The 16832-nt window shown below is 71.4% G+C and carries 14 protein-coding genes and 1 pseudogene; 3 read left to right on the plus strand and 12 right to left on the minus strand.

Annotation, left to right across the window (positions count from 1 at the left end):
- Window positions 1-92: 92 nt before the first annotated feature.
- Window positions 93-359 carry a GlsB/YeaQ/YmgE family stress response membrane protein gene (locus tag ABZV94_RS04095; protein ID WP_356336883.1) on the minus strand — a complete coding sequence of 89 codons (267 nt, stop codon included), beginning with the start codon at window positions 357-359 and terminating at the stop codon, window positions 93-95.
- 157 nt (window positions 360-516) lie between these two features.
- Here ABZV94_RS04095 and ABZV94_RS04100 point away from each other — a divergent pair, with 157 nt between their 5' ends.
- Window positions 517-1770, plus strand: a complete 1254-nt coding sequence (locus tag ABZV94_RS04100; RefSeq protein ID WP_356336885.1) for an amino acid permease — start codon at window positions 517-519, stop codon at window positions 1768-1770.
- A gap of 206 nt (window positions 1771-1976) precedes the next feature.
- Window positions 1977-2378 (plus strand): YccF domain-containing protein, encoded by a 402-nt coding sequence (locus ABZV94_RS04105; protein WP_356336887.1) that lies wholly within the window; start codon window positions 1977-1979, stop codon window positions 2376-2378.
- A 713-nt stretch (window positions 2379-3091) separates the two neighbouring features.
- Here ABZV94_RS04105 and ABZV94_RS04110 read toward each other — a convergent pair.
- A complete protein-coding gene (locus ABZV94_RS04110) occupies window positions 3092-3706 on the minus strand; it encodes a hypothetical protein (protein WP_356336889.1) in 615 nt (204 codons plus the stop codon).
- A 444-nt stretch (window positions 3707-4150) separates the two neighbouring features.
- Between ABZV94_RS04110 and ABZV94_RS04115 the strand changes: the two genes are divergently transcribed.
- On the plus strand, window positions 4151-6682 hold the full coding sequence (locus ABZV94_RS04115; protein ID WP_356336891.1) for an AAA family ATPase: 2532 nt from the start codon (window positions 4151-4153) through the stop codon (window positions 6680-6682).
- Between the two features lie 23 nt (window positions 6683-6705).
- Here ABZV94_RS04115 and ABZV94_RS04120 read toward each other — a convergent pair whose 3' ends face one another.
- The 10 genes and pseudogenes from ABZV94_RS04120 to ABZV94_RS04165 form a co-directional block, all read right to left on the minus strand.
- Complete coding sequence (locus ABZV94_RS04120) at window positions 6706-7161, minus strand: hypothetical protein (protein WP_356336893.1); 456 nt, start codon at window positions 7159-7161, stop codon at window positions 6706-6708.
- Window positions 7162-7352: 191 nt separating this feature from the next.
- The gene (gene htpX / locus ABZV94_RS04125) at window positions 7353-8216 is read right to left on the minus strand and encodes a zinc metalloprotease HtpX (protein WP_356336896.1); all 864 of its coding nucleotides are present in this window, start codon (window positions 8214-8216) and stop codon (window positions 7353-7355) included.
- Between the two features lie 189 nt (window positions 8217-8405).
- Complete coding sequence (locus tag ABZV94_RS04130) at window positions 8406-9923, minus strand: NADH-quinone oxidoreductase subunit N (RefSeq protein ID WP_356336898.1); 1518 nt, start codon at window positions 9921-9923, stop codon at window positions 8406-8408.
- A complete protein-coding gene (locus ABZV94_RS04135; RefSeq protein ID WP_356336900.1) occupies window positions 9920-11494 on the minus strand; it encodes an NADH-quinone oxidoreductase subunit M in 1575 nt (524 codons plus the stop codon). Before ABZV94_RS04135 ends, ABZV94_RS04130 begins: the two co-directional genes overlap by 4 nt.
- 6 nt (window positions 11495-11500) lie before the next feature.
- Window positions 11501-13495, minus strand: a complete 1995-nt coding sequence (locus tag ABZV94_RS04140) for an NADH-quinone oxidoreductase subunit L (RefSeq protein ID WP_356336901.1) — start codon at window positions 13493-13495, stop codon at window positions 11501-11503.
- Window positions 13492-13881 carry an NADH-quinone oxidoreductase subunit NuoK gene (gene nuoK / locus ABZV94_RS04145; protein WP_356336903.1) on the minus strand — a complete coding sequence of 130 codons (390 nt, stop codon included), beginning with the start codon at window positions 13879-13881 and terminating at the stop codon, window positions 13492-13494. The genes ABZV94_RS04140 and nuoK overlap by 4 nt, the downstream gene beginning before the upstream one ends.
- The gene (locus tag ABZV94_RS04150; RefSeq protein ID WP_356336905.1) at window positions 13881-14486 is read right to left on the minus strand and encodes an NADH-quinone oxidoreductase subunit J; all 606 of its coding nucleotides are present in this window, start codon (window positions 14484-14486) and stop codon (window positions 13881-13883) included. Before ABZV94_RS04150 ends, nuoK begins: the two co-directional genes overlap by 1 nt.
- Window positions 14483-15067 carry an NADH-quinone oxidoreductase subunit I gene (locus ABZV94_RS04155; protein WP_356336908.1) on the minus strand — a complete coding sequence of 195 codons (585 nt, stop codon included), beginning with the start codon at window positions 15065-15067 and terminating at the stop codon, window positions 14483-14485. The genes ABZV94_RS04150 and ABZV94_RS04155 overlap by 4 nt, the downstream gene beginning before the upstream one ends.
- Window positions 15068-15069: 2 nt before the next feature.
- On the minus strand, window positions 15070-16038 hold the full coding sequence (locus ABZV94_RS04160; protein ID WP_356336910.1) for a complex I subunit 1 family protein: 969 nt from the start codon (window positions 16036-16038) through the stop codon (window positions 15070-15072).
- Window positions 16035-16832: pseudogene (locus ABZV94_RS04165) on the minus strand (NADH-quinone oxidoreductase subunit C); the annotation flags it as partial. The pseudogene ABZV94_RS04165 and the gene ABZV94_RS04160, both read right to left, overlap by 4 nt.

The following is a 16832-nucleotide window of genomic DNA, read 5'->3' on the forward strand; positions in this document are numbered from 1 at the left end:
CGGTGCGGTGCCCACCCTCGCGCATCGCCGTGCCGCGACGTACTGCCGCACGTCGCGTGCCGCCGTACCTCGCGTGCCGCCGCGCCGCGCTCTCAGTCGCGTGAGTTGCCGAACAGGAGCCGGTAGACGATCAGCAGCACCAGCGAGCCGCCGATGGCCGCCGCCCAGGTGGCGCCGTCGTAGAAGTGCTTGCTGATGGGGTGGTCCAGCCAGCGGGCCGAGATCCAGCCACCGATGAACGCGCCCGCGATGCCGATGAGGGTCGTACCGATGAAGCCGCCGGGGTCGCGTCCGGGCAGGAGGACCTTGGCGATGGCTCCGGCCAGCAGTCCCAGGATGATCCAACCGATGATGCTCATGCCGTGAACCTGCCCTTCCGCGCTGTGTCCGCGCTGTCGGTTCCCTGAGAGTTGTCGCTCCCGGACCGCTGCGCGTCGCGCGCGTGTTCGTGCCGTGTCGATGAAGAGGACGTCACGAATCCACCCGCCGGTTGCCCCGCTCAGTAGGGTGCGGCGCATGACAGGTGCCGATGCCGGGCTGCGCCGGACTCTGGGGGTGCGGGACGCCGTGGTCGTCGGCCTCGGTTCGATGATCGGCGCCGGTGTCTTCTCGGCCCTGGGACCTGCCGCGCGCGCGGCAGGGTCCGGGCTGCTTCCCGGCCTCGGCCTCGCCGCCGTGGTGGCCTACTGCAACGCCATGTCCTCGGCGCGGCTCGCCGCCCGCTATCCGGCCTCGGGCGGCACGTACGTGTACGGCAGGGAGCGGCTGGGCGCCTTCTGGGGATACCTGGCCGGCTGGGCCTTCGTGGTCGGCAAGACGGCGTCCTGCGCCGCCATGGCCCTCACGGTGGGCGCCTATGTGTGGCCGGGTCAGGCGCACGCGGTGGCGGTCGCGGCGGTGGTGTCCCTGACCGCCGTGAACTACGGCGGCATCCAGAAGTCGGCGTGGCTGACCCGGGCGATCGTGGCCGTCGTCCTGGCCGTTCTCGCCGCCGTGGTCGTGGTGTGCCTGGCCTCGGGGCGGGCCGACGCCGGGCGGCTGGACATCGGGCTGTCGTCAGGTGCGGACGGGGTGCTCCAGGCGGCGGGGCTGCTGTTCTTCGCCTTCGCCGGGTACGCGCGGATCGCCACCCTCGGCGAGGAGGTGCGCGATCCGGCACGGACGATTCCGCGGGCGATCCCGCTGGCCCTGGGCATCGCTCTCGTGGTGTACGCGTGCGTGGCCGTCGCGGTGCTCGGCGTCCTCGGCGCGGGCCGGCTCGGGCAGGCGGCGGCACCCCTGGCCGACGCGGTCCGGGCGGCCGGGGTGCCGGGGCTCGTGCCCGTGGTGCGGGCCGGGGCGGCGGTGGCCGCGCTGGGCTCACTGCTCGCGCTGATCCTCGGGGTCTCCCGCACGACGCTCGCCATGGCACGGGACGGGCACCTGCCGGGCGCGCTGGCGGCCGTGCACCCGCGCTTCCGGGTGCCGCACCGGGCGGAACTGGCCGTGGGCGCCGTGGTCGCGGTACTGGCCGCGACGGTGGACTTGCGCGGCGCGATCGGCTTCTCGTCCTTCGGTGTGCTCGCCTACTACGCCGTCGCGAACGCCTCGGCCTGGACGCTGAGCCCGGCCCCGCGCTCCCGTGTGGTGCCCGCGGTCGGCCTGCTGGGCTGCGCCACGCTGGCTTTCGCACTGCCCGCGGCCTCGGTGTCCGTGGGCGCCGGCGTACTCGCGGCGGGCGTGGCGGCCTATGGCGTACGGCGGTGGTGGGCGGGGCGCAATCCGGGGTGACGTACGCGGGTGTGCGCCCCACCGGCTCCGGGTACCACCGAGCGCGGCCCCGCCGGCGCCCGGCCGGAGCGCGCGCTTCGCCTCAAGGGCGCTCCACTTCCTCCTGACTTCCTCCTGACTTCCTCCTGACTTCCTCCTGAACGCGTGATCCGCTGATACTGGCAGCAGCGGGCACGCCGATCGAGCTGCCTGGAGAGGTACCGGTCATGAAGGTGTTCAACCTGCTGCTCAACATCCTGTGGCTCGTCTTCTGCGGGCTGTGGATGGCGATCGGTTACCTGGTCGCCGCGCTGATCTGCTTCATCCTGATCGTCACCATCCCGTTCGGGATCGCGTCACTGCGCATCGCCGGGTTCGTGCTCTGGCCCTTCGGGCGTACCACCGTGCAGCGGCCCGGTGCTGGGGCGCCGTCGTTCGTCGGCAACGTCATCTGGATCGTCTTCGCGGGCTGGTGGCTCGCACTCGCCCACCTGATCACGAGCATCCCTCTGTTCCTGTCGATCATCGGCATTCCGTTCGGCTGGGCGAACCTGAAGCTCATTCCGCTCTCGCTCATGCCGCTGGGACAGGAGGTCGTACCGACGGATCAGGCGTTCGGCGGACGCTGAACTCGCCCGCCTCTTCACCCCGGCTTTCCCGCGCCGCGGTTCGACTGGAGCCGCCCCCGAGGGTGTCCGACAATGGCATCGTGTGGTATTCAAAGCGTTGCTTCAGAGTCTTCTTACTCGGCCTCCTGCTGGCCGGCGGTGTCGCGCTGGGCGCGACGGAAACCGCTTCGGCGGCAGCTCCGACTCATGCCTCCGCATATTCCCACCAGTCGAACCGCGGCTGTGACGAGGTCTGGGGGGACGGCGGATGTGACACCCCGGGCGGCCACGGCGGGTACTGATTTCCAGCCAACGTGATTCACGCTCACGGCGTCTTGCCCGGGCGGACTTCATTCAGGCTGTCGACGAGAGTCACGGACGGAGGATGCGAAGGCTTGGGAACCTGGACGAGAAAGGGCACGTAGACCATTTCGCCGTGCCTGAATTCCGCCTTCCAGGAATTTCGGTAGCACACGACGTCGCCCGGATTGCTCCGCGCCGCATAGCACCGAGTCGTCGACTGCGCAGCTGAGCCGCTTGCTCCGCTTGTGGGGGCGCCCCACACACCCAGCGTCATGCAGCAGGTCGCCGCCACCGCGAGACCGCCCCTGCACAGGGTCGCTTTCTGCATTTTCATCACCGGATAGCCACAGGCAGAGGGAGCACCACAGGGCTCGTACGCGACAGCCCGGCGGCCAGGGAACTTCGGACACCCGGCCGCCGAACTCTCAAGTTCAGCCGTTGTTGTTATTGTTGTTGTTGTTCCCGCCCCCGCCGTTGTTGTTGTTATTGTTGTTGTTGTTTCCGCCTCCGCCGTTGTTATTGTTGTTATTGTTGTTGTTCCCACCTCCGCCGTTGTTGTTATTGTTGTTGTTATTGTTCGCACCTCCGCCGTTATTGTTGTTGTTATTGTTGTTGTTTCCGCCCCCGCCGTTGTTGTTGTTATTGTTGTTGTTGTTCCCGCCTCCGCCGTTGTTGTTATTGTTGTTATTGTTGTTGTTGCCTCCCCTACCGTTGTTATTGTTATTGTTGTTGTTGTTGTGGTGACCGCCCCTACCGCTGTTGTTGTTGTTATTGTTGTTGTTGTTGCCTCCCCTACCGTTGTTGTTGTTATTGTTGTTGTTGTTCCCGCCCCTGCCGTTGTTGTTGTTATTGTTGTTGTTGTTGTTTCCGCCTCCGCCGTTGTTGTTGTTATTGTTGTTGTTCCCGCCGTTATCGCTCGGCGCCATCGCGTGGATTCCGGTGGGTGTCGGGGCGGCAAAGGCGCTCGACGGCGCCAGGGCGCCTCCCGCAGCCAGAGCCGCCGACGCGGCTATCACAGCCGCGCGCTTGGCGTACTTTTTCGCCATGATGTTTCCTTTCCGCGGGCATGGGCGTCCCGGCTCGCAGCCCATTTCGGTGGTGAAAGGCATCCGCCGTGGCAATGCCCCGTCAGAGCTGTTCGCACAGGCAGGTGAAGCGCTCAGCGCGGAACGCCGGTGCCGCGAACTCGGATACCGGGTCTGACACTCTTCGGCCAGCATGCCCAGCCGTGGTCGGCGGGCACATCGGGTGAGCGCCCCAAGTTCCACCCGGAGCACCCCACCCCCTACCCCGGCACACCCCACGTCCCGCCCGGCCGCCCACGACAATGCCCCACGCGAATGCCCCACGCGAATGCCCCACGCGCCCAAGGGTCTTGATCGGTCTGGATCTTTTGCGCGACTCCCGGCGCGGGGGGAAACTGGCCGGTGATGGACCTTCTAGAGCGAGAGGCCGTGCTACAGGACCTCGCCGGTCACCTGAAGGCAGCCGTGAGTGGCCCTGGGCGCCTGGCCCTTGTCCGCGGCGAGGCCGGCATCGGTAAGACCGCCGTCGTCCACCGTCTGGCCCAGCTGGCCGACCCCCACGTACGGGTCGTGATCGGCGCCTGCGACCCGCTCGCCACACCCCGTCCCCTGGGCCCTGTGCTGGACCTGGCTCCGCGCTTGGGCCAGGAGGTGCGCACCGCCCTGACGGGCACGCTGACCGGCAACCGCCGTGCCGACGAGGTCTACGACTGCCTGCTCGCCGACCTGAGCGCCTACCCCAGCCTGCTGGTCGTCGAGGACATCCACTGGGCCGACGAGGCCACGATGGACCTGCTGCGGTACCTGGCCCGGCGCCTGCCGAGCGTTCCGGCGCTGGTTCTGGCCACGTACCGTGACGACGAGATCGGCCGCACCCACGGCCTGACCGCCCTCCTCGGCACCCTGGCCGGCTACCCGTGGGTGTACCGCCATGATCTCGCCCCCTTGAGCCGTGAGGCCGTCGCCCGACTGGCCAGAGGGCGCACCGTGGACACCGAGCAGGTGTACCGCCTGTCCACCGGCAACCCCTTCATGGTCGCCGAGATCCTGGCCGCGCCCGCCGAGCCCATCCCCGCCACGGTGCGCGAGGCCGTCGCCGGCCGCCTGGCGGGCCTTTCGGGCGCGGCGCGCAAGGTGGTCGACGTCCTCGCCGTCCTGGGGACCCGGGTCCCGCTGCCCCTGCTGGCCGGCATCCTGCCGACACCGGAGGAGGCACTCGAGGAGGCCGCGGCCCGCGGAATCGTGCGGACCCACGGGCGGGTGACGGAGTTCCGCCACGAGCTGACCCGGCTGGCGGTGCTGGAAGCCGTACCCGCCGCCTACCGTCTGCGGGTCCACCGGCAGGTGCTGGCGGCGATGCGGTCCGCCCCGGTCTCCACGGAGGATCTGCCGCTGCTGGCGGATCATGCCGACGGCGCCGGAGATCCTGCCGCCGTGCTGGAGTACGCGCCCGCAGCGGCCGTCCAGGCCGCCGCGCTGGGCTCGCACCGGGAAGCCGCCGCCCAGTACGCCCGTGCCCTGCGGTACGCCGACCGGCTGCCGCCCGAACAGCAGATCTCTCTGCTGGAGGGCCATTCCCAGGCCTGTCTCCTGTCCAGCCAGCTGGACGAGGGGATCACTTCGTGCCGTACGGCGGTGAGGTTGCGCCGCGCCCTCGGCGACCGGTTGCGGGAAGGGGACGACCTGCGCTGGCTGTCCTGCTGGTTGCGGCCGGCCGGCCGGACCGCCGAGGCCAGGCAGACCGGCCTGGACGCGGTGCGGGTGCTGGCGGGGCTGGCACCGGGCCGGGAGCTGGCGCGGGCGTACCTGAACCTCTGTCAGCTGGCCTGCTACGAACACGAGGGCGTGGCGGCGGTCGCCGCCTACGCCGAGAAGGCGATCACGCTGGGTGAGCGCTCCGGCGATGCGGGAGTGCGCGTCCAGGCGCGCTTCCATGCGGCGGCGGCACGCATGCTGAGCGAAGGGCACGGCTGGGAGGACTGCGAGCAGGCCGTGTCCGACGCGAGGGCGCGGGATCTGCCGCTGGACACGGGCTTCATGACGCTCATCATGTGCTGGCTGGCCGCGTTGCGGCGGGACACCGCCCGGTCGACCGCGGCCGTGAGCCGGGCGGAGACCTACTGCCTCGATCGCGGCCTGCCGGCCTACCTGCTGGGCGCGCGGGCCTGGGGCAGTTGGGGGCTGCTCCACCGGGGCCTGTGGCCGCAGGCCGCCGATGTCTCGGAGAGGATCCTGTCCCACCCCGGCTCGCCACCGCTCGCCCGGGCCCTGGCGCTGACCGTGCTGGGCCTCGCCAGGGCCCGCAAGGGCAGGCCCGAGGTGTGGCCGCCGCTGGACGAAGCGGCGAGTCTGGTCGATCAGGGGTGCCTGCTGGACACCGGCCTGGGGTGGGAGGCCCGGGTGGAGGCGGCCTGGCTGGCCGGTGATCACGAGCAGGTCCGGGCCGACGGCCGGCGCGGTCTGGCCGCGCTGGCGAACCGTACCCATCCCTGGCTGTCCGGTCCCCTGGCCTGTTGGATCCGCCGTGCCGGAGGAGAGCCTCCGCGGGTCCCGGCGGCCGGACCGTACGCGCTGGAACTGGCCGGCGACTGGGCCGGCGCCGCGGCGCGGTGGGACGGGCTCGGTTGCCCGTACGACGCCGCGCTGGCCCGTCTGTCCGGTGACGCATCCGCGCTGCGCCAGGCCCTGACCGCCTTCGAGAGCCTCGGCGCCCGGCCGGCCGTGGCTCGCGCCCGCTCTTTGATGCGTGCCCGCGGTGTCCGCCCGGTCCGGCGAGGTCCGCGGCCGGCCACCCGGGCCAATCCGTACCGGCTCACCAACCGGGAGATGGACGTCCTGAAACTGCTGGACGAGGGCCTCTCGGACGCCGAGATCGCCGCCCGCCTCTACATCAGTCCCAAGACCGCGGGGCATCACGTGGGCGCCGTACTGACCAAGCTCAACGTGCACACCCGTCACGAAGCCGCCCGCAAGCTCCACCGTCCCGAGCGCGGATAGCGCTCCGCGACGGATGTGTCACCTCAACTGAATTTGCAGTTGAGGTTCTGGCTTCCGGTGAAGGTGTTGTTCCCCTGCGCGGCCTGCCCCGTCGGATTGCAGATCTGCAGGAGCGGCGGGATTCCCAGAAGCGAGAGGAGTCCCCCACCACCCTGCGCCTGGGTTCCGGTGAGGATGTTGTTGTTGTTCGTGTTGTTATTCGTGTTCCTGTCCCCGTTGTTGTTGTTATTGTTGTTGTTGTTCACCCCACCGGCGTTATTGTTGTTATTATTGTTGGTGTTGTTTTTGGTGGTCGTGTTCGTCGTGCTCTGCGTGTCGGTTCCTCCCTGCGCCCCGCGGTAGGGGGCCTGGAGCAGCGACGTGACGCCCAGGCGGGACAGGAGCCCTCCGTCGCCCTGAGCCTGCGCGCCACCGGCGCTGAAGAGCACCACCGTGATCGCGGCGGTACTGATCGTGGCGAACCGCTTGCTGAACTTCACTCGGCCAACCTTTCGTCGTCCCTGGTGCCGCATTCTCAGACGACAGGATGACGACGGCGGGCCATGGGCAATCCTTAGGCGCGCGGCAGCCTCCGCGTTTTCCCCCGGACAGCCTCAGGAATTCGCGCGGCTTGCCGACCCGGAAACAACGGCCACCGAAACAACGGTCACCGAAACGACGAACACCGTCTTCACCGGTGGCCGCCCGCCATCTTTTCGAGCCGGGAGATACGCTCCGCCATCGGCGGGTGGGTGGAAAACATCCTGGACAGTCCCTGGCCCGGGCGGAAAGGATTGGCGATCATCATGTGGCTCGCCGTCTCGATCCGGGGCTCGGGGGGCAGCGGCAGCTGCTGCGTGCCCACCTCCAGCTTGCGCAGCGCACCGGCCAGGGCGAGCGGGTCGCCGGTGAGCTGGGCACCGGAGGCGTCCGCCTCGTACTCCCGGGAGCGGCTGATGGCCAGCTGGATCAGGGTGGCGGCGAGCGGGCCGAGGATCATGATCAGCAGCATGCCGAACAGGCCGGGGCCGTCGTCGTCGTCCGAGCGGCCGACCGGGATCAGCCAGGCGAAGTTGACCAGGAACATGATCACCGAGGCGAGCGCGCCGGCGACCGAGGAGATCAGGATGTCCCGGTTGTAGACGTGGCTCAGTTCGTGGCCGATGACGCCGCGCAGCTCGCGCTCGTCCAGCAGGCGCAGGATGCCCTCGGTGCAGCACACGGCCGCGTTGCGCGGGTTGCGGCCCGTGGCGAAGGCGTTCGGGGCCTCCGTCGGGGAGATGTACAGCCGGGGCATGGGCTGGCGGGCCTGCGTGGACAGTTCCCGCACCATCCGGTACAGCGCCGGCGCCTCGAACTCGCTGACCGGTCGGGCGCGCATCGCGCGCAGCGCCAGCTTGTCGCTGTTCCAGTACGCGTACGCGTTCGTGCCCAGAGCCACCAGGACCGCGATGACGAGTCCCGCGCGGCCGAAGAAGCTGCCGATGACGATGATGAGTGCGGACAGCCCCCCGAGGAGTACGGCGGTCCTGAGCCCGTTGTGCCGGCGGTGCACGGTGCGCCCTCCAAGTCGTGCAGCTGGGGAACACTCTGATCCAGTGGACCCTCCCGCTGATGACAACGCCAGGCGGCGGTCACGAGTTCCCCGGTGCGTACGGCGGTGCGCGGCGGCCGGACGGGTGACGTGCGGGTTCGGCCACGCGCGCGTGCCGGCACGGGTGCCCCACACGCGCGTGGCGACTCCTCAGAACAGTCCGCCGGACGCGAAGCGGAGGACCAGCTGGGGCGCTCCGGAGAGGGCGACGCCGAGGACTCCGGTGAGGGCGAGGGCGGCCGTGACGGGCGCCGGGACGCGGTGCCGGGCGGGCTCGCCCTCGGGCGCGCGGAACAGCAGGGCCGTCCACTGGAGGTAGTAGAACAGGGCGATCACGACGTTGACGGCCATGACGACGGCGAGCCAGCCGAGGCCCGCGTCGACAGCCGCCGAGAACACGGTGACCTTGGCGAACAGGCCGATGACGCCCGGTGGCAGCCCGGCCAGGCACAGCAGGAAGAAGGCCAGCAGGAGTGCGCTGAGCGGGTTGGTGGCGTACAGGCCCCGGTAGTCGCTGATCCGGTTCAGGGCGCGGCCGCGGCCCACCAGGACGGCCACCGCGAACGCGCCGAGGTTCACGGCGGCGTACATCAGGGCGTACGCGACCGTGGAGCCGATCGCCTTCTGGGCGTCCTTGGTGTATCCGGCGGCGGCGATCGGCACCAGCAGGTAGCCGGCCTGGCCGACGGAGGACCACGCGAGCAGCCGTACGGCGCTGTACGCGCGCGTGGCGTGCTGGCGCAGGGCGGCGACGTTGCCGACGGTCATGGTGAGGGCGGCCAGGGCGGCGAGCGCGGGCCCCCAGACGTCGGCGTACGACGGGAACGCGACGACCGTGACGAGGATCAGGCCGGAGAAGCCGACGGCCTTGCCGACGACGGACAGGTAGGCGGCGACGGGCAGGGGCGCGCCCACGTAGGTGTCGGGCACCCAGAAGTGGAAGGGCACGGCGGCCGTCTTGAAGGCGAAGCCGACGAGGGTGAGGACGACGCCGGTCTGGGCGAGGGTGTGCAGTTGTCCGTCGACGTGCGGGAGGCGCTGGGCGACCTGGGTGAGGTAGAGGGTGCCGGTGGAGGCGTAGACGAAGCTGATGCCCATCAGGCTGACCGCCGTGGCGGTGACCGAGGACAGGAAGAACTTCAGGGCGGCCTCGGAGGAGCGCTTGTCGCCGTGCCGGATGCCGACGAGGGCGAAGGCCGGCAGGGAGGCGACCTCCAGGGCGACGATCAGGGTGGCCAGGTCCCGGGAGGCGGGCAGCAGGGCGGCCCCGGCCGCGGAGGACAGCAGCAGGAACCAGAACTCGCCGGCGGGGACGCGCCGCCGCTCGTCGTCCAGGTGGGTGACGGAGAGCAGGGCCGCCAGCAGGGCGCCGCCGAGGACGAGGAACTGGATGACGAGGGTGAAGTGGTCGGCGGTGTAGCTGCACGCGCGCGCGGGACCGCTGAGGCAGAAGGTGCTGCGGTCGCCGTCCAGGAGGGGCAGGAGCAGCAGGGTGGCCGCGGCGAGGCCCGCGACCGAGATCCAGCCGAGCAGGGCCTTGCGGGGCTCCGGCAGGAACAGGTCGGCGACGAGGACGGCGAGTGCCACGACGGCCGTGAGGGTGGGCGGGGCGATCGCGAGCCAGTCGACGGACTGGACCAGCGACTCGGCAAGCGGCTGGGCGCTCATCGGGTGCCTCCTGCGAGGAGCTGCTGCACGGCCGGGTCGGTCAGGCCGAGCAGGGCCTTCGGCCACAGTCCGGCGAGGACGGTGAGGGTGACGAGCGGGGTCCAGGCCGCGAACTCGTACCCGTGGACGTCGGCGAGCTTCGGCACCTCCCGCTCCGCGCCGCCCATGCAGACACGGCGGACCACGATCAGCATGTACGCGGCGGTCAGCAGGGTGCCGAACGCGCCGATCGCCAGGAAGGTGAGGAAGGCGGGGCGGCTGAGGCCGGCGGCGGGTCGGAAGGAGCCGAACAGGGCCAGCATCTCCCCCCAGAACCCGGCGAGTCCGGGCAGGCCGAGGGAGGCGACGGCACCGAAGGCGAGCAGGCCGCCGAGGCGCGGGGCCCTGCCGTACAGGGCGGCGCCGGTCTTCTCGGCGAGGGTGTCGAGGTCGGTGCTGCCGGTGCGGTCCTTCAGCGCGCCGACCAGGAAGAACAGCAGGCCGGTGATGAGGCCGTGGGCGATGTTGGCGAACAGGGCGCCGTTCACGCCGGTCGGGGTCATGGTGGCGATGCCCAGCAGGACGAAGCCCATGTGGCCGACGGAGGAGTAGGCGATCAGGCGCTTGAGGTCGCCCTTCGCGCCGCGCTTGGCCAGGGCCAGGCAGGCGAGGGACCCGTAGATGATCCCGACGACGGCGAACGCCGCGAGGTACGGCGCGAAGGTGTGGAAGCCGTGCGGCGCGACCGGCAGCAGGATCCGGACGAAACCGTAGGTGCCCATCTTCAGCAGGACACCCGCCAGCAGGACCGAGCCGACGGTCGGCGCGGCGGTGTGGGCGTCGGGCAGCCAGCTGTGCAGCGGCCACATCGGCGCCTTCACCGCGAGCCCGATCCCGATCGCCAGGACGGCGACGACCTGCACGGACGCGGTCAGTGACCGGCCGTTGTCAGTGGCGAGTGCCACCATGTCGAAGGTGCCCGCCTTGAGTCCGATCAGGAGCAGGCCGAGCAGCATGACGACGGAGCCGAGCAGCGTGAACAGGATGAACTTCCACGCGGCGCGGGTCCGGCCCTCGCCGCCCCAGCGGGCGATGAGGAAGTACATCGGGATGAGCACCATCTCGAACGCGAGGAAGAACAGCAGCAGGTCGAGGACGGCGAAGGTCGCGAGGGTGCCGGACTCCAGCAGGAGCAGCAGGGCGACGAACGCCTTCGGGGACGGCCCCGACGGCGGCTTGAAGTAGGAGTAGAGCGCGCAGAGGAAGGTCAGCAGCGCGGTCAGCACCAGAAGGGGGAGGGAGATGCCGTCGATCCCGAGGTGGATCCGCACGTCGAGCGCGGGGATCCAGCTGATGTCGGTCGTGGCCTGCATCGTCGACGGGTGGCCGTGGTCGAAGCCGAGCGCGAGGACGATCGCGGCGACGAGGACGGCGCCGGTCACGGTCACACCGTGCCGCAGCACGGCCTGCCCGGGCGACTTCCCCTTCAGTCCGGGCGGGGCCGGGAGGAGAGCGGCGGCGGCGCCGAGGAGCGGGCCGACGACGACGAATGCCAGAAGGAACTGCATCACGGACTCGTTGATATCGATCACGCCTGCTCACACTCCCGTGGCGACGAGGAGGACGGCGACCGCCAGGACGACGGTGCCGGCGAGCAGCGCGCTCACATAGGTCTGCACATTGCCGGTCTGCGCCCGCCGCACGGCGGCCCCGAGCAGCCGGGGCACGGCGGCGGCGCCGTGTACGTAGGTGTCGACGACCTCGCGGTCGAGGAACCGGACGAGACTCGCCCCGGCCTGGACCGGGCGGACGAACAGCGCCCGGTACACGGCGTCCAGGTGGAAGCCCGCGGCCGCGTGCCGGTGCAGGGGGCCGAGCAGCAGCCGTGCCGGGTCCGCCGGGTCGGGTGCGTAGGCGATGTCGCCGTAGGCCGGCTCGTGGGTGGCGATGGCCTCGGCCTCGACCAGTCCGGCGTCCTCCTCGGGGTGGGCGGCGACCGCGCCCAGCGGGACCCGGACGGCGAGCCGGCTGGTGCGCTGCCAGCAGCCGTAGGTGAGCAGCCCGCCGACCAGGGCGAGACCCGTGCCGAGGACCGAGGTGAGCAGGGTCGGGGCCAGGTCGCGGCCGTCGAACCAGCCGGGCAGCGCGCGGTAGGCGAGCCCGCCCAGAGCGAGGGAGGGGACCGCCAGGACCCAGAGCACCACGGTCATCGTCAGCGGCTGACGGCCGTGGTCGGGGGCCTCGGCGCCCCGGCCGCGGAAGGCCAGCAGCCACAGCCGGGTGGCGTACGCGGCGGTGAGCACGGCGGTGAGCAGACCGGCGACGAGGACGATCCAGCCGGCCGCGCCGGGGGCGTGCTCGGTGTGGCCCGAGGTCACGTGCTCGGCGGCGCGAAGGACGGACTCCTTGGAGAAGAAGCCGCTGAACGGCGGGATCGCGGCGAGCGCGAGCAGCGCCACGGTCATCGTCCAGTAGGCGTCCGGGATGCGGTCGCGCAGGCCGTGCATGCGGGACATGGCGGCCAGCGAGTTGGTGCCGGCGGCGTGGATGACGACGCCGGCCGCGAGGAACAGCAGCGCCTTGAAGGCGCCGTGCGAAAGGAGGTGGAAGACGGCGGCACCGCGGTCACCGACGGCGAGGGCGCCGGTCATGTAGCCGAGCTGGCCGATCGTCGAGTAGGCGAGGACACGCTTGATGTCGTCCTGGGCGAGCGCCGCGAGACCGGAGCCGGCCATGGTGACGGCGGCCATGACGGCGAGGACCACCATCGCGGCCTGCGAGGCCTCGAAGAGAGGGAGGAGACGGGCGGTGAAGTAGACGCCGGCGGCCACCATCGTCGCCGCGTGGATCAGCGCGGAGACGGGCGTCGGGCCTGCCATCGCGTCCGGGAGCCAGGTGTGCAGCGGGAACTGCGCCGACTTGCCCGCGACGCCCGCGAGCAGCAGCAGCGCGATCACCGTGGGATGGTCGATGCCGCCGCTCGCGACGGCGCCGAGGACGCGCGTGAGGCGGAAAGAACCGGCGTCGGCGCCCAGCGCGAACAGGCCGATCAGGAACGGCACGTCGCCGAGCTTGGTGACCAGGAAGGCCTTCAGGGAGGCGGCGCGGGCCTCGGGGGTCTCCCAGTAGTGGCCGACCAGGAAGGAGGAGCAGATGCCCATGACTTCCCAGCCGACCAGCAGCACGATCAGGTCGCCCGAGTAGACGACCAGGAGCATCGCGGAGGTGAACAGGGAGACGAGAGCGGCGTACGAGGGGTAGCGGGGGTCGTCCCGCAGGTAGCCGGTGGAGTAGATCTGCACGCAGGCCGCGACGAACGCGACCAGGACGGCGACGAGCGCGGCGAATCCGTCGATGTGCAGGGCCAGCTCGATCGGCACGGACCCGGTGGGCGTCAGCTCGGTGTGGGCGTCGACGGCCGTGCCGCCGCCCTGCCGTGCGGCGACCAGCGCGGCCAGCACCAGGGAGGCCAGCGGAGGGAGCACGGCGAGGGGACGGACGAAGCCGGGGGCGGTGCGGCCGAGGAGCAGGCCGGCCGCGGCGCCGAGGAACGGCAGGAGGGGGACGAGGACGGCGAGGGTGGTCGTGGTCACGCGGTGGCCTCAGCCTTCTCGGCCGCGGAGGTGCCGGGGCCCCCGGTGTCGGGGCCCGTGGCCTCGGGGCCCTCGGCGGTGTCGCGGAGCTTGTCGATGTCGGAGGTGCCGCGGTTGCGGTAGACGGCGAGCACGATCGCCAGGCCGATGCCGATCTCGGCGGCGGCGATGGCGATGGTGAACAGGGTCAGCGCCTGGCCGGAGTGCAGGGTCTCCTTCGCGGCGCGGCTGAGCCAGACGTCGAAGGCGACCAGGTTGAGGTTGACGGCGTTGAGCATCAGCTCGACCGACATCAGGACCAGGATCGCGTTGCGGCGGGCGAGGACGCCGTACAGGCCGGTGCAGAAGAGGAGGGCGGAGAGTACGGCGGGATAGGCGAGGTGCATCAGCGGGCGCCTTCCTTCCCGGGGACCGGGGCCGCGGCGGCGTCCGCCTTGTCCTTGCGGGAGAGCACGATCGCGCCGACCAGCGCGGCGAGGAGCAGCACGGACAGGGCCTCGAAGGGCAGCACCCAGTGCCGGAACAGGCTCGCGCCGGTGACCTCGGTGGTGCCGGCGGCCGGGCCGTTCAGGTCGATCCAGGTGGTCCGGAAGGCGTCGACGACCACCCACACGAGGGCGACGGCGGCGGCGACCGCGACCGTGAGGGCGGCCCAGCGGTTGCCGGAGTCGGCGTCCGGGGAGCGGCCGATGGGGGCCTTGGTGAGCATCAGGCCGAACAGGAGGAGGACGACGACGGAACCGACGTAGATCAGGACCTGCACCCAGGCGATGAACTCGGCCGTGAGCAGCAGGTACTCCACGGCGAGGCCGCCGAGCGCGACCACCAGCCACAGGGCGGCGTGCACCAGCTGCCGGGTGGTGACGGTGACCAGTGCGGCCCCGAGGGTGACCAGGCCGACGAGCAGGAACGCGATCTCCACGCCGGTCGGGGACAGGAAGCCGTGCGGGTCGGCGGCGGCCACGGCGGCCGTTGCGGCGGCGAGGGTCACGACTCGCCCTCCCGCTGCTCTGCCGGCTCGGCCTGGGCGGCGGCCAGCTTCTCGGCGGTCTTGCGGGCCGCGGCGATCTCCTTCGGCTCCTCCGCGCCAGGGTCCAGGGCGGGCGGGGCCGGCACGGTCCACATCCACTCGCGGAGCTTGTCCCGCTCGTGGGTGAGGTCGCGGATGTCGGTCTCGGCGTACTCGAACTCCGGTGACCAGAACAGGGCGTCGAAAGGGCAGACCTCGATGCAGATACCGCAGTACATGCACAGGGAGAAGTCGATCGCGAACCGGTCCAGGACGTTGCGGCTGCGCTCACGGCCGCCCGGGGCGGCGGGCGGCACCGTCTCCTTGTGGGAGTCGATGTAGATGCACCAGTCCGGGCACTCGCGGGCGCACAGCATGCAGACCGTGCAGTTCTCCTCGAACAGGCCGATCACGCCACGGCTGCGGGGCGGGAGTTCGGGCAGGGCGTCCGGGTACTGCTCGGTGACGTGTTTCCTCGTCATCGTGCGCAGCGTGACGGCCAGGCCCTTGGCGAGGCCGCTGCCGGGAATGCGGGGACGGGAGGGCGGGGACGGCACAGCCATGGCTAGCTGATCACCACCTTGACGATGCCGGTGAGGGCGATCTGAGCGAGGGAGAGGGGGATGAGGAGGGTCCAGGAGAGCTTCTGGAGCTGGTCCTCGCGCAGCCGCGGGTAGGTCACGCGGAGCCAGATGACCAGGAACGCGAGGATCGCGGTCTTCAGCAGGGTCCAGACCCAGCCGAGGCCCTGGCCGCCCCACGGGCCGTGCCAGCCGCCCAGGAAGAGGACGGTGGTCAGGCCGCACAGGACGACGATGCCGGCGTACTCCGCCAGCAGGAACAGGGCGAAGCGCAGGCCGGTGTACTCGGTGTACGCACCGAAGATGATCTCCGAGTCGGCGACCGGCATGTCGAACGGCGGGCGTTGCAGCTCGGCGAGTCCGGCGACGAAGAAGACGAGCGCACCGACGATCTGCCACGGCAGCCACCACCAGTGGAAGGCGTGCACGATGCCGGGCAGGGAGACGGTGCCCGCCGCCATCGCGACCGAGGCCGCCGCCAGCAGCATCGGGAGTTCGTAGGCGAGCAGCTGGGCGGCCGTGCGCAGGCCGCCGAGCAGGGAGAACTTGTTCGCGCTGGCCCAGCCGGCCATCAGCGAGCCGAGGACGCCGACGCCCATCACCGCGAGCACGAAGAACACGCCGGCGTCCAGGACCTGGCCGACGGCGCCCTCGCTCGGGCCGATGGGGATGGCGAGGAGGACGAGGAGGTACGGCAGCAGGGCCACGGCGGGGGCCAGCTGGAAGACGCGGCGGTCCGCGCCCGCCGGGACCACGTCCTCCTTCTGCGCGAACTTCACGCCGTCCGCGATGAGCTGGGCCCAGCCGTGGAAGCCGCCCGCGTACATCGGGCCGAGGCGGCCCTGCATGTGGGCCATCACCTTGTGCTCGGTCTGGCCCACGATCAGCGGGAAGGTGAGGAAGACGACGAAGACGACCACAAGTCGCAGGGCGACGTCCAACGCGCCGTTCACTGCGGGCCTCCTGCGGGGTCGTCGGGGGTGGTCGGGTCGGGGGTGGTCCGGTCGGGGGTGGCCGCGTCGGCGGCGGACGCCGGGGCGTCGGGAGCGTCGGGGCGCGGCTCGGGGGCGCGTGCCTGCTCCGGCTCCGCTGCATGCGCCGGCTCCGGCTCCACTGCCCGCGCCGGCTCCGGCTCCGCTGCCTGCGGGGGCTCGGGCGCGCGCCCATGCCCGGGCTCCGGGGCCCGCTCCTCACCCGACACCGGCTGCGCGGACTGTTCCGGCTGCGGCTGCGGCTCACGTTCCGCGGACCGCTCCGGCTCGGCTTCCTTCCGCGGCCCGGGTCCGGCAGTGGGCTCCGGTTCGCCGAACGCGGGGCGGGCGTGGTGCCACGGGGCGTCCGAGCTGCGCGGGGCGGTGCTCCGGCGGGCGGGACGGGTGGCCTCTGCCGGTCCCGCCGCCTCTGCCGGTTCCGCCGACGCTGTCGGTGCCGTAGGTTCCGCCGGCCCCCCGTGCTCCGCCGGTCCCGTAGGCTCCGCCGGCCGCGTCCGCTCCTTCGGAGTCGGTTCCGGCGCCGCCTGCGCCCGCTGGGAGGCCGAGCCCTGTGAGGCGCTGCGGGCGCGGCGCGGCCGGGCGGGTGCGGGCGCCGGGCCGGGTTCGTGCGCCACCGAGGCCTCGCCGGCCGGCCCTTCCGCGGGTGCTTGCGCCGCCGCCCGGGTGGCGTCGCCCTCGGTCGCGGCCTGCTTGCGCGTCGCCGCGTCCTCGTCCCGCGCCGCCGCCTGGCTCACCGAGCCCTCGCTCGCACTGCG

It is taken from the genome of Streptomyces sp. NPDC004658 (assembly GCF_040609555.1).
In the GTDB taxonomy this organism is placed as follows: Bacteria; Actinomycetota; Actinomycetes; order Streptomycetales; family Streptomycetaceae; genus Streptomyces.

Bases quoted from the DNA above. Each gene is read 5' to 3' on its own strand.
- ABZV94_RS04130 (WP_356336898.1), bottom strand. From the start codon at position 9,923: ATGAGCGCCCAGCCGCTTGCCGAGTCGCTGGTCCAGTCCGTCGACTGG.
- ABZV94_RS04155 (WP_356336908.1), bottom strand. From the start codon at position 15,067: ATGGCTGTGCCGTCCCCGCCCTCCCGTCCCCGCATTCCCGGCAGCGGC.
- ABZV94_RS04110 (WP_356336889.1), bottom strand. From the start codon at position 3,706: ATGGCGAAAAAGTACGCCAAGCGCGCGGCTGTGATAGCCGCGTCGGCG.
- ABZV94_RS04105 (WP_356336887.1), top strand. From the start codon at position 1,977: ATGAAGGTGTTCAACCTGCTGCTCAACATCCTGTGGCTCGTCTTCTGC.
- ABZV94_RS04100 (WP_356336885.1), top strand. From the start codon at position 517: ATGACAGGTGCCGATGCCGGGCTGCGCCGGACTCTGGGGGTGCGGGAC.
- nuoK (WP_356336903.1), bottom strand. From the start codon at position 13,881: ATGCACCTCGCCTATCCCGCCGTACTCTCCGCCCTCCTCTTCTGCACC.
- ABZV94_RS04095 (WP_356336883.1), bottom strand. From the start codon at position 359: ATGAGCATCATCGGTTGGATCATCCTGGGACTGCTGGCCGGAGCCATC.